Raw genomic sequence first — 20,173 nt, 5'->3', positions numbered from 1 at the left:
AGACGACCCCTTCAACTCCAGCGTTCCCGCCAGTCGCCCGTCGACCCCCGGTAGCCGGCTACCACCGCGACGAGTCCCGCCAGCACGAGGAGTGCGACGACCACGGGTCGCTCACGGGCGACGACGAGCGCCGTCTCGTACACCGACGCCTCCGCGCCGGCGTAGACGACGCCACCGACGGCGGCGTTGAACGCCAGGGCACCGACCGCCGTGTAGCCGGTGAACAGCACGCGGTTCATCCCCGAGAGGCCGGCGGGGATGGAGACGACCGACCGGAGGACGGGGAGGACCCGTCCCCACAGTACCGAGTGCCTCCCCCACCGTCGGAACCAGCGTCGTGCGCGGTCGGCGTCCGACTCCTCGACCCGGACCCAGCGGTGGTCGACGGCCGCCTCCCCGGCCCGGGAGAACAGTTCGTAGCAGACGACGCTCCCGACGACGGCCCCCGCGGTAGCGACGAGGACGAACAGCGCCAGCGTCGACGGCGAGGTGACGACGATGGCCGCCGACGCCGGGAGGACCACCTCGCTCGGCAGGAGCGGGAACAGCATCGACGTCTCCAGGAAGACGAAGGCGAAGACGAACAGGTAGCCGTAGGTCCGGGCGAGGTCGAGGGCGGTCGTCGTCGGGTCCACGACGGCGCTACGTCACCGAGCGGTATCGGCGTTCGGGCGGGACTCCGAGCGTGGTCGTGGCTCACGACCCGTGGAAAGAGAGGGAAAGGGGGAAAGGGACGGACGGTCGTTCGACCGCCGGTGGGGTTGACGCGAGGGAAGGGGGGGGAGTGTCCCAGCACGCAACCCACACGACGTGCTACACACCCGAGCGTATTATATCTTTCCCAGGAGCGTAAAATTAACAACCGGTACAGTCGCCTCAACGAACGCGGTGACGGAGGGGACGCCGACGGTTCACGTGCAAGCACAACGCCGACCCGTCGCACGCGAGTGCGGGGTGTATCGAACCGGGCGCGTCGTCGGTCCGTCGTGGACCACGCCGCGCTCAATCGAGAATCTCCATCAATGAGTGACCGACATCGACGCCGCAGCGGACGAGACGAGGGACCGAACGGTGAGTGAGGACGACGCCGAACGACGACTCAACGGTGTGTTCGAGGCCGATACGGAACGGGCACCGGGCGACGACAACGTCCGACGCTGGGGGTTCGACGTCCACCCGCGGGTGTTCCCCATCGCGGCGGGGCTGACCGCACTGTTCATCGTCGTGACCCTCCTGTTCGGTGACATCGCCGCACTCGTCGGCTTGCGAGGGTCGAACGGCGACCCGATGACGGCGACTGCGGCGTTCGGGGCGGTGCTCTCGGCGGTGTCGGGCACGTTCGGCTGGTTCTACATCCTCGCGGTGAACGCGTTCGTGGTCGTCGTCCTCGCGTTCGCGCTGAGCGGGTTCGGGAACGTCAGACTCGGCGGACCGACCGCGGAACCCGAGTTCTCCGACTTCGCGTGGTACTCGATGCTGTTCAGCGCCGGGATGGGCATCGGCCTGATGTTCTGGAGCGTCGGCGAACCCATCACCCACCTCGGCACCGTCCCGCCCTTCTTCGACGTACAGGCAGGGACGGCCGAGGCGGGACGGGCCGCCCTCGGGACGACGTTCTTCCACTGGGGGCTTCACCCGTGGGCCATCTACGCGCTCGTCGGCCTGGGACTCGCGTTCTTCGCGTACAACCGAGGCCTGCCGCTGACGTTCCGGTCGGTGTTCTGGCCCATACTGGGCGAGCGCATCTACGACTGGCCCGGCGACATCATCGACGTCCTCGCCGTGGTGGCGACGCTGTTCGGCCTCTCGACGTCGCTCGGTCTGGGCGTCCAGCAGATAAACGCCGGTCTCACCTTCCTCTCGGGGCGGTATCTCCCGTTCTCGATACCGGACGCGACGTTCGTCCAGGTCGGCATCATCGCCGTCATCACGGCCATCGCCACGCTGTCGGTGGTCGCGGGGCTCGACGGCGGGGTCAAGCGACTCAGCGAACTCAACCTCTACGTGATGGGTGGGCTGCTCGGCGCGACGCTGCTGCTCGGCCCGACCGTCTTCCTGCTCGGAACGTTCGTCGAGACGCTGGGGTTCTACGTGAACGTCCTCCCGGAACTGGCGTTCTGGAGCGAGTCGTTCACCGGAACGTCCTGGCAGAACACGTGGACCGTCTTCTACTGGGGTTGGTGGGTGTCGTGGTCGCCGTTCGTCGGCATGTTCATCGCCCGTATCTCGAGGGGACGGACCGTCCGGGAGTTCCTCCTCGGCGTCCTCGTCCTCCCGGCGCTGTTCTCGTTCCTCTGGATGTCCGTCTTCGGCGGGTCGGCGCTGTTCGTCGAGTTGAACGGCGGGGGCGGTCTGAGCGGGGCCGTCGACAGCAACGTCGCCACGGCGATGTTCGAACTGTTCGCGGCGCTGCCGCTGACGGCCGTCACGAGCGTCGTCGCCGTCGTGCTGGTGACGACGTTCTTCGTCACCTCCTCCGACTCGGGGTCGCTCGTCGTCGACCACATGACCGCCGGCGGGAAGCGCGAGGTGCCGACCGCCCAGCGCGTCTTCTGGGCCGTCGCGGAGGGCGCTATCGCCGCCGTCCTGCTGATCGGTGGCGGGTTGAGCGCGCTCCGGACCGCCGCCATCACGACCGGTCTCCCGTTCACCTTCGTGCTGTTGTTGACGTGTTACACGCTGTACCGGGGGCTCAGTCGGGAACGCGAGACGCTGGAGTCCGACCGGTTCAGGGCCCACGTTGACCGCCTCGTCAGAGACGACGACGTCGAGGTCCGGACCAGCAACGACAGCGTCGTCACCGACGTCCGGAACGGGGCGGGCGGCGACCGGACGAGAAGCGGCGAGGACGCCACGACGAGCGGGGACCCGACGAGCGGTGGCGGTACGACACCGGCGACCGACGACTGACTACCGCTCGTCGGGACTGTCGGTGTCCGGGTCGTCCGCGTCGTCCGTGTCGGTGGCCGACGCTCCCTCTTCGGGGGCGTCCTCCGCCGGCGCACTCTCGTCCAGCGTCTCTCCGTCCGCCTCCCCCGCGTCCGGCGGGTCGTCGCGGTACCGACTGCGGAGCGTGTCGAGTTCGGATTCGACCTCCGCGTCGATGCGGGCCCGTTCGAGGTCCTCCTCGTCGGCCGCCGGGGCGTCGTCCTCGAAGAACCCCTCCGAGCGGAGTTCGTCGAGCGCGGCCGCTCGCGCTTCGGACTCCTCGACGTGGTCGTTGGCGTCGGCGACCCGCCGGTCGGCGTAGCCCTCTTCGCCCTCGCGGCCCAGCGCGTCCGCCACGGCCGCCTCGGCGTTCGCGGCACGCTGACGGGCGGTCAACTCCGCACGCTCGGTCCGGAACCGCTCGATGCGCTCGCGCAGTTCGTTGCGCCGTGACTTGACCTCCGACTCGGCGTCCCGGAGGTCCGCGATACGCGCCTCCACGTCGTCGAGACGCTCCATGTCGCTGCGCTTGGTCTCCAGATGCTCGCGGGCGCGGGCGTCGTCGCCGGCCTCGACCGCCCGACGTGCGCGGTCGTTGTGCGTGTCGACGCGGTCCTCAAGTCGGTCGCGTTCGCCTTCGAGTCGCTTGCGCTGGGTGACGAGGTCGACGAGCGCCTCGTCGATACGCTGGAGTTCGTCTTTCAGCCGTTCGTAGGTGTAATCGAGGCTCTCGTCGGGGGCTTCGAGGTCCGTGAGGAGGCGGTCGACTCGACGCTCGAACGCGTCGGTCGTCCGGTCGAACAGTCCCATACCCGTGAGACGGGTGTCTATCGACTTAGGGGTTTGTGGGGCGATTACCCCGACTCGGAGGGGAACCAGCCTTTTCCTCGGGCCGCGTGTCGGCTAGGGCGATGGTCGAGTTCTCGAACGCGTACACCTACGCCGTGGGCGCGCTGCTGCTCTGGGGCGTCTGGGGCATCGCCGCGAACTACTCCGTCGAACGGATGGACAACATGGCCGTGTTGCTCGTGACGTACCTCGTCGGTGTCGGGGTCGTCCTCGCACTCGACCCCGGTGCGTTCGGGGGTGTCGAGTTCGACGCCGGCCTCGCACTCTCGGTGCTGACCGGCCTGGCGATGAGCCTCGGGACCGTCCTGTTCTACCGGGCGCTCGACCTGGGGCAACTGTCGGGCGTCACCGCCATCCCCGCGTTGTACTTCGTCGTCGCGTTCGCCTACGGCGTGCTGGTCCTCGGCGAACCCGTCAGCGCCTCGCAGGTGGCCGGCGTCGGCCTCGCCTGCGTCGCCGTCCTCCTGCTCGTCCAGTGACCGCCCGGCGCAAGCAGGCCTCGCGCCTACGTGTCGGACGTGCGACGACACGAGCGCGATGAAACGAGCATTCGACGAAAACGACGTCGGCAAACCGGTGTTCTCCGCGGAGAACGACAGAATCGGCACCGTCAGTTCCATCCACGGAGACGACGAGCATCGCGCGAACGTCCGCCGCGACGACGACAGCGACGGACTGACCGACAAGATCAAGGACATGCTCGGGTGGGACGACGACGACGACGAGCACGAACTGCGAAGCGACGATGTCGACCGACAGGAGGACGACGGCGTCTACCTCCGCGGCCGGTAGGCCGACCACCGACCCCTCTTTTTCGCGCCGGTCGACACGCGACCGACGAGGCGACGCGACGGCCGAGTGTTCGTCTCGAACAGTCGCGTTTCGTTTTACTCATCCACTCGTAACATTTAACTTCGAGAACCAGTGCATCCTCGCCAATGAGCGAGTCGAGTCGTCACACCGATACGACGGTTCCCGCCCCGCGGCCGCCCGGCGACCCCGAGGCGTGGTACGCACCGGACGTCCACCGGCAGGAGGCCGTCCACCCCGGCGTCGTCGTCACCGTCCGGGGGACGCACGAACCGTTCAGCTACGAGACACGCGAACCGTCGCTCTCTCGGGGAGGACGGTCGGCGCTGAACGCGGTAGAGACGTACTTCTCGGACGCGAGCGTCGAGCGTCCGCTGACCCGCGACGGCGCGGCCGAACGGATGGCCGAGGGGTTCGCACCGAAGTACGATCGGGCCGTGGACCGACTGACCGACCTCACGCCGACGATGCGGCGGCGACTGGAGTACCACGCGCTCTCGCGGGTGACGTGTCTCGGCGAGTTGACGCCACACGCCCTCGACGGCGGCGTCGAGATGGCCGAAGAGCGCGACGGCGAAGTCGTCGTCCACACCGACGACTTCGCTCCGGTTCGGACGGGACTCCACGACGCCGCGTTCACCGACCGCTTCGCCAACGAGCGTCTCGCCCGCTACACCGTCCCGTTCCTCGACTTCGAGGTCCCGGTCGTGCTCTACCGCGAACACGTCCTCGGGTCGGACCCGTTCACGACGAAGTACGCCGTTCGGGAACCCGACCTGCTGCCCGGCGACCACGAGCGCATCGAGGAGTGCAAAGAGCGCATCTGGGAGGGTCGTGTCGACGGCGTCGTCACCGACGACGACCGCGCCGCGTTCGTCAGGGAGCGTGCCGAGCGCATCCTCGCGCGACGGCTCACCGCCGACGGGACGCGAGCGTGGCTGGACGCGACCCGCTACCGTCTGCGGTCGGTGCTCGCCGACTACGACCTCGCGGTGCCGCCGGTCGACGACCAGTACGCACCCGACCGGCTGGACGACCTCGTCTACTACGTCCTCCGTGACTACGTCGGCTACGGACAGCTCACGGTCCCCATCCGCGACGGGCGACTGGAGGACGTCGAAGCGAACCGGGTCGGCGAGCGCGTCAAAGTCGTCCCGCGTGGCGTCGACGAACGCGTCCCGACGAACCTCGCGTTCGACGACGAGGCCGCGTTCGTCAACGTCGTCACGCAACTCGCGGCGGCCGACGGCGTCGAGGTCAACGCCTCCACGCCGAGCGCGAAGGTGAACCTCCAGCCCGAAGGTATCGACGAGACGATTCGCTGTGCCGTCGCCCTCCCGACGATAAGCGAGGGCGGCCCGCACATCTCCATCCGCAAGCAGTCCCGTGACCCGCTGACGCCCGTCGACCTCGTGCGCGCCGGCAGCCTCCCGACCGAACTCGTGACGCTGCTCTGGTTGCTCTACGAACACCACGGCGTCGTCCTCTTCGCCGGACCGACCGGCGTGGGAAAGACGACCCTGCTCAACGCGCACGTCCCGTTCATCCCCTACGACGACCGACCGGTCAGCATCGACGAGGGCTCACGGGAGGTGCGCCTACCCCACGAGACGGGTGTCTCACTCCAGACCCGCGACCACGAGAGCGCCTACAAGCAGGTGTCGATGGCCGACCTGATGACCGAGACCAACTACCTCAATCCGGACGTCGAAATCATCGCCGAAATCAACACGCCCGCCAGTTTCGAGACGTTCGGCGAGGTGCTGGCGACCGGTCACGGCGTGCTCGGGACGACTCACGCGGAGGACGTACGGAAACTCGTCAACCGCGTCATCGAGCAGGGCCTCCCACCGCACCTGCTGGCGGAGTTGGACCTCGTCGTCTTCCCGCGACGGAACGACGGCGAGCGGTACGTCGGCGAGGTGGTCGAACTCGTCGACGAGGACGAACGTGGCGGCAGCCACGCGGACGAACGTGGCAGCGGCCACGCGGACGGCGTCGTCGAACGACCCGGCGCGACGGTCCACTACAACACCGTCTTCGAGCGCACGACCGACGGCGACTTCGACGTCCGCTTCGGCCCCGACGCGACGGGGCGGAGTCGGACGGTCCGGCGCATCGCCGACCGGACCGACCGCACCGTCGCGGCCGTCGAGTCGGAGTTCCGCGAGAAACACCGCTACGTCCAGTATCTCGTCCGCGAGGGGGTCGACGACGTCGACGACCTGTTCGAGTTCCTCGCGGACCTGCGGGCGAACGAGGCGGCGACGGTCGAACGGGCGGCCGCGACCCGTGAGAACGCGGAGGGCGCGACATCCGCCGTGACCGACGGCGGGAGCACCGACACCGGCGGCCACGAGCACGCCGAGTCGGAACGGGGAGGTGACGATGGCGGCGAGTGAGCACGTCGACGCGCTCGACCGCGGCCTCTACGCGCTGTTCTCCCGGCACACCGAGGAGAGCAGGCACGAACGGGACCGTCGCCGATTTCGCGCGGCGAACGTCGGGTCGAGTTTCGACGTGTTCCTCGTCCGTGTCTACGGCCTGTCGTGGCTCGCGTTCGCCGTGACGACGGCCGCGCTGACGGCGTTCGCCCTCGTCGTTCCGGGGAGTGTCTGGGCGGCCGTCGGCGAGACGCTCCACGCCGCCGTCCCGGTCGCCAACCGCCTCGACGCCCCCGACGTGCCGCGACTGTACGCCGCTCTCGGCGGCGCGCTGGTCGGCGGCCTGCTCGCCAAACGCGGGGTCGTCGCCGCCGGTGGCCTGTTCCTGCGCTGGACCGCCAGCGCCCGCCGGACCGACATCGAACGGACGATGCCCGGTGCCGTCAGGTATCTCCGGGCGCTCTCTGCGGGGAGCGACGGCCACCGGACGATGCTCCGGAAGGTGGCCGAACAGGACGCCTACGGCGAGACGGCCGTCGCCTTCCGGAGCGTCCTCAACCGTGCCGCACTGACGGGGAGTCTCGACTCGGGCCTGCGGATGGTCGCCCGCGACACCCCCTCGCGTGACCTGCTCTCGCCGTTCCTGCTCAAGTTCCGCGAACACGCCGCCCAGGGTGAGGACGCCCTCGGCGCGTACCTCGATATGGAGTCGCGGATGCTCTCACACCGACAGGCTCGCGCCCGCCAGCGGGCGAGTGACTTCCTCGAACTGCTCGCGGAACTGTTCATCGTCCTGCTCGTGTTGCCCGCCCTGCTGGTCATCGTGCTGACGGTGATGGCGGTGCTCTCGCCGGGCCTCTCCGCACCGGTGACGACGCCGGTCGGCGAGACGACGACGAAGGCCGTGTTCGTCTACGGCGCGGCCGCGTTCTCGCTGCTCGTCGGCGCGGGCGCGGCCTGGCTGGTCGACGCCCTCCGCCCGCCCGACCAGGCACCACCCGTCTACGCGCCCAGTGAGACGGTCACGGGCGTGCTCGGCGGCGCGACGTGGAACCCGGCGAACACCGCCGTCGTCGCCGCTCCGGTCGCACTCCTCGTCGCCGTCGGCTGCTGGACGCTCGACTACCACCCCGTCAACGTCGCGCTGTTCGGCTACGCGGCGTTCGGCCTGCCCGTCGGCGCGGTGGCGGTCCGTCGTGCACGGCGCGACGACGCCAAGGACCGCGAACTCAAGGACTTCGTCCACGCCGTCGCGGGCCACGTCAGTCTCGGGCGGCCGTTCTCGACGGCCGTCGAGCGGGTCGCCCGCGACGTCGACCTGGGGCCGCTCCAGGCCGACGTCGACGACCTGGCGTTCAACACGTCGCTGATGACCGGTCGCGGCGAGGACGTCCGGACCGACGCCCTCGACCAGTTCGTCGACCGGATCGGGACGCCGCTCGCCGCCCAGACGATGGGTCTCGTCACGGGCGCACTGGACGTCGGCAGCGACGCCGAGGACGTCTTCGAGACGCTCCAGACCGAAGTCGGGAGACTCGTCCACGAGCGGAAGGCGCTCCGCTCGTCGCTGCTGGTCTACGTCGCCGTCGGCTGGACGACGGCGCTGCTCGTCGTCGGCATCACCGTCGCGGTCAACCTCTACGTCCTCGACGGGTTCGCACAGCTCTCGACCGTCGCCGACGGCGGGACGGGGAGCGGGATGGCGCTCGACCCGAACGCCGTCGACCCCGCCCGCGACCGGATGCGCTTCTACGTCGTCACGCAGGCGACGATGCTCGCGTGTGGCTGGTTCGCCGGGAGCGCCTCGCGCGGACGCTACGAGGCACTGCTCCACTCCGCACTGCTCGTCGTGCTGACCTACGGCATCTACGCGGGGGTGGGTCTGCTGTGAGCCGTCGTGCCCGACCGACGACCGACGGCGTGGACTCGCGTGCACAGTCACACGTCGTCGGCGTCGTCCTGCTGGTGGGAATCACCGTGGTCGCGCTGGGGACGCTCACCGCCACCGTCGGCACCGTCGTCGAGCAGAACGCGGCGACGGCGGACGCCGACCGCGTCGCCACCGACGTCGACGCCGCCCTCGACCCCGTGGAGGCGACGGGGCGGAACCGTGGTCGCGTCTCGTTCACCGACGGGCAACTGCACACCGAGTCACGTGACCTCCGACTACTCGACGAGACCGGTGTCGTCCAGCGCGTGCGCGTCGACGCCCTCGTCTTCGAGGCCGGTCGGAACCGCGTCGCGTTCGTCGGCGGAGCCATCGTCCGAGGCCGGCCGGGGAGCGCGAGTCTGCGCGACCCGCCGCTCGTGACCGCCTCGCGCGACGGTGATGGGGGCGTGCTCGTCGTCGGGGCGGCGACGCTGGGCGAACCGAACGCCGTCGGCGGCGAGCAGGTGTCGCTGACACTCGCCACCGACGTCAGTCACGATCGGACGAGCCACGGCGACGGCCACTACCGGGTCGCCATCGAGACGGCGACGCCCGGCGCGTTCGAGCGCTGGTTCGCCGAACGTGGCGTGTCGACCGAGCGCCGCGATATCGACGACGACGGCGTGGAGAGCGTCGTCGCCACCTACGAGGGCCGTCGGACCGCCTACCTCGTCGTCCACCACCTGAACACGGAGGTCGAGACGTGAGCGACGACCGTCCCCCGAGACCGCTCCTCGGAACCGACCGCGCGGTGACACCGGTCGTCGGGAAGGCGCTCGAAGCCGCCATCGTCGTCCTGTTCATCGGCCTGCTGACCAGCACGCTGTTCGGCGGGGTCGTCCCCGGTTACCGCTCGGCCGCGGGCGACGCCGTCGCCGAGCGGTCGCTCTCGGGGGCGGCCGCCCGCGTCGAGCAGGCCGTCCCTGCGACCGAGTCCGCGACCGTCCGTCTCCGCGTCGACCTCCCCGACACGATTCGTGGCGAACACTACCACGTCAGAACCGACGGACGGGCGCTCGTCCTCGACCACCCACACGGGGCCGTCGGTGGTCGAGTCCCGCTCGCGCTACCAGACTCGGTCACGGCCGTCGACGGGAGTTGGTACAGCGCACAGGACCCGGTCGTTCGGGCGAACGCGACGGCCAGCGGCGTCGTCGTCCGGCTGGGGGAGGAGCGACGGTGAACGGCCGTGACTCGCGGGCGAGCGTCGACCGTGGCCGTGGGCAGGCGAACCTCCCTGCGCTGGGGGTCGCGCTGTTGCTCCTGACGACGGCGACCGGACTGGGACTGGCCCTCGCGGACGGTGCGTTCGCCAGTGCCGAGCGTGACCCGACCGAACGTCACGTGGCCGTCTCGCTCTCCGAGCGACTGGTCGCCGCCGAGGGGCCACTCACCACGCGTGGGAACACGCTGAACGGGTCGCGGGTCGACCGTCTCGACGGCGAGCGGTTCGAGGAGTGGTTCCCCGCGACCGACGGGCGCGACGTTCGGGTCCGACTCGACGGGGAGACGGTCCTCGAACGCGGCGACCCGACCGGTGGGACGACGGTTCGGCGCGTCGTGCTGGTCGAGCGGCGGAACGCGACGACGCTGTCGCGCCTGCCGAGCGACCGGGTGACGCTCCCGCGTCGGACGCCGCGAGCGACCATCGACGTCGACCCGCCCGCGGCGACGACGGTGACGACGGTCCGCGCCAACGGCCGGGTGGTGCTCCACGACCCGTCGGGCCTGCGTGGGGCCTACGACGTGTCGCTCTCCCGGTTCGAGACGACGACGCTCGCGTTCGAGTACGCGGGGCCGTTCACCCCACGGAGCGTCGCGGTGACGTACTACCCCGCACGGACGACGAAGGCCGAACTGGTGGTGACCGTCGATGACTGAGCGACGGGCGGGAGGGGGACGCGGTCAGCTCTCGTTGTCGGTCGTCGAGGCGGGCGTCGGCGTGGTGCTCGTCCTCGCCGTCTCGATGGGGTTCGTCCTCGGCGTCCCGCAACCGGACACGCGCGATACACAGTTAGACGCGTACGCACGCGATGCGGCGACGGTGCTCGGCAACGAACCGCCGCGCCACCGAGGAGTGACCAGGCTATCCGAGGTGGCCCGTTCGGCGGACGCTTTCGAGCGCGAGCGAGCGGCCCTCGACCGGCGGGTCGACCGACTGCTCCCGGACTCGCTCATGTATCAGGTCGAGACGCCACACGGGACGGTCGGGTACGACCGCCCCGGTAGTGTCGCCGTCGGCGTCGCCACGGTGACGACGGCGAACGGTCCCGTCACGGTACGGGTGTGGTACGCGTGAGCGACGCCGAACGCCGGGACCGTGCACAGTTCGTCCTCGCGGCGGCCGCGGTGGTCGCCGTCGCACTCGCGCCGGCCGTCCTCGCCTCCCTCCAGTTGGGCTACCACCCCGACGTAGCGGCCAACGACGACTACGACGACCCGCTGGCCGACGCCGAACGCCTGCTCTCGCGGAGCGTCCACGAAGCAGGGACGAACGCGACGGGCGCGAACTGGAGCGACCGTGCGGTGGTGGTCGAGCGCGTCCGTGCCGACCTCGCGCCGCGGATACGCACGCTCGAAGCCTCACGAACCGCCGAGGGAGTCGCCTACCGGGTCGGGTACGACGAGTCGGCCGCGAGCGCGTGGGCACGCGAGCACTGTCCCGGCGGGTCCGGGCGAGCGTTCGGCCCGTGTGAAGCGACCGACGGCGTCGTCCTCCAGGAGCGAGCGGGCGAGACCACGGTGGTCGCCGTCGCGTTCGACGTCCGGGTGACGACCGGACGCGGGGCGTACGACGCGACGATGGTGGTACGGGTCGTCGACTGAAACGACACGAGACAGGTCGTCGTCCGGGCCACCGAACAGCCATCGTCGAACGGTTGTCCCCGACTCGACCGCTTTCGAGCGCCCAGACGTTGCTGAAAGTTACTCGTTGCCTAGAATAGTGTTATACTATTACGTCACTGATTTATCCCACGATGGCAAGAGATGACACGACACGGCTGGCTCGACTCTCGCGGCGCGGGTTGCTGAAGGGCATCGGTGCGCTCGGCGCGACGGCGGTGGGTGGGAGTCTCCTCAGTGACCGTGCCGCGGCGCTCGGGTCGGGAGCGGTCTACCAGTACTACCACACCGACTGGACCACGGTTCGCGGGGACCTCTCGACCATCGCCGCGCAGGGCTACGACGCGATTCAGGTCCCGCCAGCACAGTTCAGTCGGGTCTACGAGTACGAACGGGAGTACACCGGCGAGAAGTACGACCCGCCGCTGGGCTACCAGCCTCTCGACCTGCTGGACTTCGACAGCGAGTTCGGGACGGAGTCGGAGTACCGAGCGATGGTCGACGAGGCGCACGCACAGGGACTGGAGGTCATCGCCGACGCGGTCATCAACCACATGGCCGCCGGCGGGGACACGTTCGACCGCGAGGTGACGCTGGCCGACCTCCCGCAGTTCGGGAGCGACGACTTCCACCCGGAGTGCTCCATCGACTACTCCAGTGACTACTCCGTCGAGGGCTGTTGGCTCGTCGGCCTCCGCGACCTGAAACACGAGTCGTCGTACGTCCGCGGCGAGTTGCAGAAGTACGTCCAGAAGTACCTCGACGTCGGCGTCGACGGCATCCGCTGGGACGCCGCGAAACACGTCCCCGAGTCGTTCTTCGCCGACCACGCCAACCAGTGGGCGAGCGACGTCTACACCGTCGGTGAGGTCATCCCGGAGTCCTACGACGGGAAATCGAGGCTCGACTACCTGCAGGGCTACGCGGACACCGGCATGTCGGTGACCGACTACCGCCTCTACAACGTGATGCGCTACGAGGTGTTCACCGGGCCGGACGGCGACATGAGTCGCCTCGCCGGTGCGGGGTTCGTCAACCGCGACCCGTTCCGGGCGGTGACGTTCGCGGGCAACCACGACAGTCCCGACCCGACCCAGTCGCTCCTCGCACACGCGTACATCCTCACGTACGAGGGCTACCCACGAGTCTACAGCGAGGACTACGGCGTCGACGACGACGCGATCGAGAACCTGCTGTGGATACGCAACAACCTGGCGAGCGCCACGGCCTACGACCGTCTCACCGACGCGGACGTCTACGCCTTCGAGCGGTACAACAACGTCCTCGTGGCCATCAACAATTCCACGAGTTGGCAGAGCCGGACCGCCTACACGAGTTGGCGCGACACCGACCTCAACGACTACACGGGGAACCAGAACGCTCGCGCGGACGGCAACGGCTACGTCGACCTCTCGGTTCCGCCGGAGGGGTACGTCGCACTCGCACCGTAGTCAGTGCTCGGTCGTGCGGACGTCTTCCGGAACGGTCGGTCGCCGTCCCGGTAACTCGTCGGGGCGGTCGAGCGTCTACCGAGACGACGAACCGGAGCGTCGCCACTCGACGTGAGAAAACGGGGCCGCCAGTGGCGGCCACTCGTGTGAAGAGTGTCGGAAACGGTCCGTGACCGACCCCGACAGGAACGACTCACGCGCGCGGACGACTCCGCACGCGCGGACAGGAACGGAGTCGAGAGCCGAGCCGTTAGGCTTCGGTCGTCGTCTCGTTGGTCGTCATGTTGCCGTCGGTCATGTTGCCGGTCATGTTACCCTCGGTGGTCTCGTTACCGGTCGTCATGTTGCCGTCGGTCATGTTGCCCTCGGTGGTCTCTTCACCCATCGTGTCCTCGGTGGTCTCCTCCTCGGACGTCATCTCGTCCTCGGTGGTCTCCTCGCCCATCGTGTCTTCGCTGGTCTCCTCACTCACCGTAGTGGGTTCCTCCGCGGGCGTGGCGTCGCCGACCCCGCCGGCGTCGGTCGTGTTGTTCGCGCCACCGCTTGGTCCCGCGCAGCCTGCGACGACCAGCAGTGCAGCGACCAGCAGTGCGGCGAGCGTCCGTCGGGTTGGCTTCCAGTTCATTGCACTTCGCCTCGACTCCAGCAACCCGGATAAACCGGGCTGACCGTGCCGTCGATTGCGACGGTTGGGTCCGACCGTCCCGCACCGTTTCACGGTGGTTTGGTGGGGATTACACCCCCGATCGCCGGGTGACGGGGGGACGCCCACAGCGGCCGTCGCCGGTCTCGTTGACGGGTGAGAGAACGCGTAGGGCCCATCATAACGCTGCGTACGGGCAGGTTAAATGCTAGACCGTGATGTAACCGAATGAAAGAATGATAGAGAGGGACAAACAGCCGGGGCACCCGCTGTGTCGCCTCCGAGAGCGAGTCCACCGACGGCCGCGCGTCGTGGCACGACGGACCGGGGGGTGGTCGGTGCAGGTGCCGAGAACGCGTGTTTCGCCGTGGTCGACGGGCCGGTGGTGGACGGAGGAGTCGGGACGGACCCGCCGAGCGAACCATCGAGCGACGCTCGCGTCGCTCGTCTCGAGGGGCGAGGCGGGGACACCGCTCGGCGTGGCGATCTCCCGCACCGAGTGACGAGAAGGGTCTACGACGTGGTCGACCGTCGTCGCCCCGTATTCAGGCGGGTCGACGGACGGAGTACGTGCGGTTGACGGAGGGAGTCGCCCGAGACGGGTCGCTCACGACACCGACATCATCTCCTCGAGTTCGATGAACTCGGTGGAGCCACATCGGCACGCCGAGTCGGGAGTCGGGAGTGTGATACGACCGCCGGGGTGAACGACCGCAGACGACCGCCGCCTGCAGTCGACACATCTGACGAATGTCCGTTTTGGCATGACGCTGGTCGTGGTGTCGGCGGCGGGTCGATGCGACCCGCCGTCGGCCACCCGATGTATGCGAGTCGACACCATGGAGAGATACGCCCACGCCTTGCAGAGGAAAGACAGGTTTGATAGGGTCGGGAACCGCCGGCGCTGGGCCGGCGGGTGGAGCGACGGCCGTTCAGACCCCGGTGTACGACTCGCTGAACTGCTGGAGACCGTTCTCTATCATCCGCGAGAGCATCGTGGCGAACTGCGTGTTGGCGCTCCACATCGCCGACTCCTCGCTCTTCGGCCCCGCCTCGTCGAGCATGCCGATGAGGATGGTCCGGCCGTCGACGGCGACCATCCGGTTGGCCTCGGCGTCCGGGCCGTGGTCCTCGCGCATCCGGCGGAGGTCGACGGCACCAATCTCGGCGAGTCGGTCGAGGACGACGGGGTTCTCGCTGACACTGACGATGCGGACCCCCGACTCGGCGAGCGATTCGAGCGTCGCCACCAGCCCGGGGGTGAGCTGTGAGGGGTCGCTCATACCGATGACGACCCGCTGTTCGGCGTCGGCGACGAGGTCCTCCACGCGGCGTGCGATGTTGTCCGCGCCACGAGTCACCCAGATGTCCGGGCGGTGCTCGTCGCCGTCGTCCGCGAGCGACCCCCGGACCTCCCGGAGGTACTCCGTCGCGCGACGGCGCTCGCGCTCGAAGCGCTCGGAGAGGCGAGCCATCGCTTCGTCCAGGTCCACCGCACGGAAGCGCGTCGGCGAGGCGTTCTGCACCTCGACGAGCCCCTGGGCTTCGAGGGAGTCCGCCGTTCCGTACACCTGAGACCGGGGGACGTCGGTGACGCGGGCGATTTCGCTGGCCGTCGCCGTCCCCAGTTTCTGGAGGCCGACGAGCACCTTCGCCTCGTAGCTCGTCAGCCCGAGCCCTTCGAGCGCGTCGAGCGCGTCGGACTCGTTCATCTAATCCTCCGCGGCGGTCGCGCGGGTCGACTCGCCGGTCGTCGTCGAGCGGCCCGGACCGAGGTAGCGATACCAGACGACGAGCAGACTCGGGAGCACCAGCACGCTCGCCAGGAACGCGTAGACGATCGTCAGCCCGGTGATGATGCCGAACTGCTGGAGCGGCGGCAGGATGGCGAACGCCAGCACGCCGAACCCGCCGACCGTCGTCGCGGCACTGCCGAGCAGCGCGCCACCCGTCCCGGTGACGGCACGACGCATCGACTCCCAGAGGTCACCCGTCCGGTCGAGTTCCTGGTTGAACCGCTCGGAGAGGTGGATACTGTAAGCCACCCCCAGCCCCACCGTGAGGCTGGTGATCATCCCCGTCAGGATGTTGAACGGGATGTCGAGGAGCCACATCGTCCCGAGAATCCACGTCACGCTGAGCGCCACGGGCATCAGGGTGACCGCCCCGAGCGTCGCGCTCCCCTCCGTGATGCGGTAGGTGAGCATCAGGAAGGCGAACGTGGCGACGAGCGTGATGATGAGGCTCTGGACGACCGTGTCCAGCAGCTGGTCGGAGATGATCTTGAACAGGACCGTCTGGCCCGTCGCCGTCGCGGTCAGACCGTCGCCACCGATGCCGCTGGCGATGGCCCGCATCTCCTCGGTGACGTCGTCCATCGACGCCGACCCCTTCGTCGAGACGACCAGCCGGGCCGCCTCGTACTCGCCGTCGTCCGTCCGGGCGACGACGCCCGCCGCCTCGTCGGGTGCGACCTCGAACAGCGTGGCGTAGACCTCGCCGACGTCCCGGTCGGGCACGCCGTCACTGTCGGTGTCGGCGGCAGTGAACGTCGCGTTGAACGTCTCGTTGCTCGCCGCGACCGACCGCATCACCGTCAGCGGACTGCGGACGTCCGCCTCGCCGTTCGAGAGGACGACCGTCACGTTGCTCTCGGTGGCCTCCTGTTGTGCGTCGTCGAGTCGTTGTAACGCGTCGGCGCTGGCGACGTCACCGCGCACGAGGATCTGTGCCTGGGAGTCCTGGCGCAGGAAGTTCTCGTTGACGTAGTCGAGATTCTCCTTCGCGGAGTACTCGCCGGGTTTGAACGGTTCCGGGAGGTCGTAGGTCCACTCCGGCGGGTCGTCGGCCAGGAAGTCCTCCTGGCTGAACGTCGTGTCGACCTGCGAGGCACCGTAAGCCCCGCCCGCGCTGACGAGCAACGCGACGAGGATGACCGCGAACGGTGCGCGGCGAGCGGCCGTCGACCCCGCCGCGAGGACGGAGGAGAACCGACCGCCGCCGGTCCCGAACGCCTGTTTCTTGCGGTCCCAGCCACGGCCTTCGAGGAAGGCGTCGACTTCGATCTTCAACGCCGGAATCAGGACGCCGAAGACGAGCAGTGCGGCGGTGATACCGAACGCGCTGACGATACCGAAGTCCTGGATGGGCGGGACGGGACTCGTGAGGTTCGAGAGGAACCCGATGACCGTCGTCGCCGTCACCCAGACGAGGGCGATGCCGACGCCCGCGAGGGCGACGCGCATCGACCCCCGGACGCTCTCGGAGCCGTGTTCGTTGCGCTCCTCGCGGTGACGCATGAAGACGTGGATGGCGTAGTCGATAGAGAGCCCGATGAGCAAGACGGGCACCGCGACGAACAGCTGGTTGAACGCGATGCCGGCCCAGCCCATGAACCCGAACGTCCAGACGAGGACGGCGAAGATACCCACGAGACCGAGCAGGATGTCGATGAGGTCGCGGTAGGCGACGACGAGCGCGACGACGACGAACAGCAACGCGAGCGGCCCGACGATGGCGATACTGTCGGTCATCGACTGCGTCGTCTCCTGGCTGATGATGCCCGACCCGAAGACGAGCACGTCGTTCACGCCGTACTCCTCGGCGTTCTCGCCGCTCGCGATACTCTGCATCGCCAGCTGTGAGTCGGTGATAGCGTCACTCGACTGGCCCGTCGTCTCGGCGGTCTGTCCGGCGTCGGACTCCTGTGTGACGACGAGCATTGTCGCCTCGGCCTCCGTCGACCCGGTGTCGAAGTCCGTCGGCATGAACGCGAACGCGAACGAACTCGCGCCGTCACCGTTCCCACCGGAGCCGTCGCTCTCACCGAGCAGGAGCGTCAGCACGTCGTCGATTTCGCTCTCGTTCATCGACTCCAGCCGGTCGCGCTGTTCGGCGAGCGTCGGGTTCGAGGCGTTCTCGAACTCGGCGTTCAGTGACTCGAACTCCTCGTTGAGCGTCTGGAGCTCCGAGCCGAGTTCGCGCAGGCGCTCACCCTGTTCCTGGAGCTCCTGACCGCGCTGCTGGAGCTGCTGGTACTGGTCGGCGAGGACGCCCTGCGTTCCCAGTCGGTAGGCCTGTTGGACCTGTGACTCGTTCTGTGCGTTGCGAACCCCCTGTGCGGCCTGCTGGAACGTCGCGAAGTCCTCCCCGTCGAGTTCGACGCTGGTGTTCGAGCGCACCTGCTCGAACTGCGCTTCGACGGAGGCGTCGGGGTTCTGCTGAAGGACCGTCAGCGCCGTCTGGAGGTCACGCGTGGTGGCGTTCAGCGTCCGACTGCGCTGTTCGAGCGCCGCCCGCTCCTCGGCGACGGTGGCGTTCAACTGCTCGAACTCGGTGGCCGTCTCCTGGAGTTCGGTCCCCGTCTGCTGGAGTTCCGCTCCCTTCTCCTGCTGGATGGCGGTCGTCGCCACGAGGTTCGGGATGCCGACGATGGAGTTGTTCTCCGCGAGCGTCCCGTTGATGGTCTCGTTCTCCCGGAGTTCCTGTTGGAGGTCGAGGAGACCGAGCATCGACTGCTTGTCGAGGACGTTGTCACCCCTGGCGATGAGCTGGACGGTCGTCGTGTTGTCCGGGCCGGTCGAGAAGTTGCCCTCGATGTACTCGAGAGACTGCGCTTCCGGGGTGTCGCTCTGGAACTGGTCGAGCGAGGAGGACTGTTCGAGCATCCCCGCACCGGCACCGAGCACCACGGTCAGGACGAGCATCGCCGCGATGGCGACCCGCGTGTGACCCGTGATAGCGCCGACGAGACGGTCGATTCGACTCACGGAGCGGCCTCGCCGTGAAGTGGTGTAAGTAGTAACATAGTGACTGTGTTGTTGTTCGGCTCCTACTAACAGATTGTAGTATAAGACAGCGTCGGAACGGGTCGCTCGTTTGTCACCGTTTCTCGCGTGGGTCGGCGGCCGAAGACGGCCACGACCACCGCTCAGTCGTCGGTCGGGGCGACGGCGGGCGGGTCGTCGACGACGCCATCGGCCCACCGGCCACGGAGGAACCAGCCGACGGCCGCGAGCATCGCCAGGACGTTCGAGAGCGCGATGGCGTACCAGACGCCAGTCGCACCCACGTCGAGCGTCGTGAGGAAGGCGTAGGCGGGCGGGATACGGAACACCCACAGCGAGAGGATGGCGAACACCATCGCCGTGCGCGTGCTGCCCGACCCGCGGAACCCACCTTGAACGACCTGGAAGACGCCGATGAACAGGAACGTCGGCCCGATGATGCGGAGGTAGTCCGCGCCGAGGGCGATGACGTCGGGCGAGTCGGGGATGAACACCGCCGTGATGGGTTCGGCGAAGGCGTACACGACGACGCCGGCCAGTGCGAGGACGACGGTGACGATGGCCGAACTGTAGCCGACGGCGCGTTTCGCCCGGTCGGCCTGGTCGCTCCCGAGGTTCTGCCCGACGACGGTCTCGGTCCCACGGGCGAGGCCGAGCGCCGGGAGGAAGACGAGCGAGTTGATGCGGTTGCCGATGCCCAGGGCGGCGACGGCGTCGTCGCCCGCAAGCGCGACGAGCGCGGTCAACACCGTGATACCGAGCGCACGTGTCGACTGCTCGACGCTGGCGGGCGCACCGAGCGAGACGATGCGCTTGACCATCTCGGCGTCGAGTTTCAGGTCGTCGACCGAGAGGTGGATGCCGACCTTCCCGGAGAACAGCCACCCCACCGCGATGACGGTGGCGACGGCCCGCGAGAACACGGTGGCGACGGCCGCCCCCTGCACGCCGAGACCGGTGAACCCGGTCAGGTCGAACGCCCACGTCTGGAGGCCCTCCAGACCGAGCGTCGTCAGCAGGACGTTCCCCTCGAACCCGAGGATGAGAAACGGATCGAGGACGACGTTGAGGGCGACACTGAGCGCCATCAGGTAGAGCGGCGTCCGGGTGTCACCCCACCCCTGGAGGAGCGCCTGGAAGACGAAGAAACCGAACATGAACACGATACCGACGAAGATGGTCCGGGTGTACTCGACGGCCAGTGCGTACTCGGCGGTCCCCTGGGTCGCGCCGACGAGGCTCATCAGCGTGGGCGTCAACAGGTAGCCGAGCACCGAGAACGCGGCGGCGACGAGGAAGACGAACGCGATGGTCTGGCCGGCGACGTAGTCGACCCGGTCGTCGTTGCCCGCGCCCTTGTGCTGGGCGACGAGCACGGTCCCCGCGACGGTGAACCCGCCAGCGACCGATATCATCAGGAAGACGATGGGAAAGGAGTACGACAGCGCCGACACCGCCTCCTGGCCGAGGCGGCCGACCCCAGAACGATGTCCGCGAGGTTGTCACCCCACCTGGAGCAGGTTGGGCGAGGACGATGGGAAGCGCGA

16 protein-coding genes and 1 pseudogene are annotated in these 20,173 nt (G+C 68.6%); 11 read left to right on the top strand and 6 right to left on the bottom strand.

What is annotated here, in order from left to right:
* Positions 1-11 precede the first annotated feature (11 nt).
* On the bottom strand, positions 12-635 hold the full coding sequence (locus tag GQS65_RS20985) for a VTT domain-containing protein (RefSeq protein ID WP_368280410.1): 624 nt from the start codon (positions 633-635) through the stop codon (positions 12-14).
* Between the two features lie 436 nt (positions 636-1,071).
* On the opposite strand from GQS65_RS20985, the gene GQS65_RS20980 reads away from it, so the two are divergent.
* Positions 1,072-2,910, top strand: a complete 1,839-nt coding sequence (locus GQS65_RS20980) for a BCCT family transporter (RefSeq protein ID WP_368280409.1) — start codon at positions 1,072-1,074, stop codon at positions 2,908-2,910.
* Here GQS65_RS20980 and GQS65_RS20975 read toward each other — a convergent pair whose 3' ends face one another.
* Positions 2,911-3,738 (bottom strand): PspA/IM30 family protein, encoded by an 828-nt coding sequence (locus GQS65_RS20975; protein ID WP_158206567.1) that lies wholly within the window; start codon positions 3,736-3,738, stop codon positions 2,911-2,913.
* Between the two features lie 101 nt (positions 3,739-3,839).
* Here GQS65_RS20975 and GQS65_RS20970 point away from each other — a divergent pair, with 101 nt between their 5' ends.
* From GQS65_RS20970 to GQS65_RS20925, 10 genes are all read left to right on the top strand, one after another.
* Positions 3,840-4,256, top strand: a complete 417-nt coding sequence (locus GQS65_RS20970; protein WP_158206566.1) for an EamA family transporter — start codon at positions 3,840-3,842, stop codon at positions 4,254-4,256.
* Between the two features lie 58 nt (positions 4,257-4,314).
* Complete coding sequence (locus GQS65_RS20965; RefSeq protein ID WP_158206565.1) at positions 4,315-4,569, top strand: hypothetical protein; 255 nt, start codon at positions 4,315-4,317, stop codon at positions 4,567-4,569.
* 146 nt (positions 4,570-4,715) lie between these two features.
* Positions 4,716-6,989, top strand: a complete 2,274-nt coding sequence (locus GQS65_RS20960) for a type II/IV secretion system ATPase subunit (RefSeq protein WP_158206564.1) — start codon at positions 4,716-4,718, stop codon at positions 6,987-6,989.
* Entirely contained in the window at positions 6,976-8,862 is a 1,887-nt protein-coding gene (locus GQS65_RS20955; protein WP_158206563.1) for a type II secretion system F family protein, read from the top strand. Before GQS65_RS20960 ends, GQS65_RS20955 begins: the two co-directional genes overlap by 14 nt.
* Complete coding sequence (locus GQS65_RS20950) at positions 8,859-9,608, top strand: DUF7289 family protein (protein WP_368280407.1); 750 nt, start codon at positions 8,859-8,861, stop codon at positions 9,606-9,608. Before GQS65_RS20955 ends, GQS65_RS20950 begins: the two co-directional genes overlap by 4 nt.
* Positions 9,605-10,084 (top strand): DUF7266 family protein, encoded by a 480-nt coding sequence (locus GQS65_RS20945; RefSeq protein WP_368280406.1) that lies wholly within the window; start codon positions 9,605-9,607, stop codon positions 10,082-10,084. The genes GQS65_RS20950 and GQS65_RS20945 overlap by 4 nt, the downstream gene beginning before the upstream one ends.
* The gene (locus GQS65_RS20940; protein WP_368280405.1) at positions 10,081-10,782 is read left to right on the top strand and encodes a DUF7263 family protein; all 702 of its coding nucleotides are present in this window, start codon (positions 10,081-10,083) and stop codon (positions 10,780-10,782) included. The genes GQS65_RS20945 and GQS65_RS20940 overlap by 4 nt, the downstream gene beginning before the upstream one ends.
* Entirely contained in the window at positions 10,775-11,200 is a 426-nt protein-coding gene (locus GQS65_RS20935; protein WP_158206562.1) for a DUF7262 family protein, read from the top strand. Before GQS65_RS20940 ends, GQS65_RS20935 begins: the two co-directional genes overlap by 8 nt.
* A complete protein-coding gene (locus tag GQS65_RS20930) occupies positions 11,197-11,727 on the top strand; it encodes a DUF7261 family protein (RefSeq protein WP_199268523.1) in 531 nt (176 codons plus the stop codon). The genes GQS65_RS20935 and GQS65_RS20930 overlap by 4 nt, the downstream gene beginning before the upstream one ends.
* 152 nt (positions 11,728-11,879) lie before the next feature.
* Entirely contained in the window at positions 11,880-13,196 is a 1,317-nt protein-coding gene (locus GQS65_RS20925; RefSeq protein WP_158206561.1) for an alpha-amylase domain-containing protein, read from the top strand.
* A 250-nt stretch (positions 13,197-13,446) separates the two neighbouring features.
* Here GQS65_RS20925 and GQS65_RS20920 read toward each other — a convergent pair whose 3' ends face one another.
* The 4 genes and pseudogenes from GQS65_RS20920 to GQS65_RS20905 all read right to left on the bottom strand — a co-directional run bounded on the left by GQS65_RS20920 (position 13,447) and on the right by GQS65_RS20905 (position 20,162).
* The gene (locus GQS65_RS20920; RefSeq protein WP_233265229.1) at positions 13,447-13,821 is read right to left on the bottom strand and encodes a hypothetical protein; all 375 of its coding nucleotides are present in this window, start codon (positions 13,819-13,821) and stop codon (positions 13,447-13,449) included.
* Positions 13,822-14,771: 950 nt separating this feature from the next.
* Entirely contained in the window at positions 14,772-15,551 is a 780-nt protein-coding gene (locus GQS65_RS20915; RefSeq protein WP_158206560.1) for a TrmB family transcriptional regulator, read from the bottom strand.
* Positions 15,552-18,608, bottom strand: a complete 3,057-nt coding sequence (locus tag GQS65_RS20910) for an MMPL family transporter (RefSeq protein ID WP_368280404.1) — start codon at positions 18,606-18,608, stop codon at positions 15,552-15,554. It abuts the gene before it with no gap.
* 161 nt (positions 18,609-18,769) lie between these two features.
* A pseudogene (locus GQS65_RS20905) lies at positions 18,770-20,162 on the bottom strand (MATE family efflux transporter).
* Positions 20,163-20,173: the final 11 nt, after the last annotated feature.

The organism is Halomarina oriensis (assembly GCF_009791395.1).
GTDB classification, from domain to species: domain Archaea; phylum Halobacteriota; class Halobacteria; order Halobacteriales; family Haloarculaceae; genus Halomarina; species Halomarina oriensis.
Note: the sequence above shows the minus strand (reverse complement) of the source record. Positions and strands in the feature narration are given on the sequence as shown.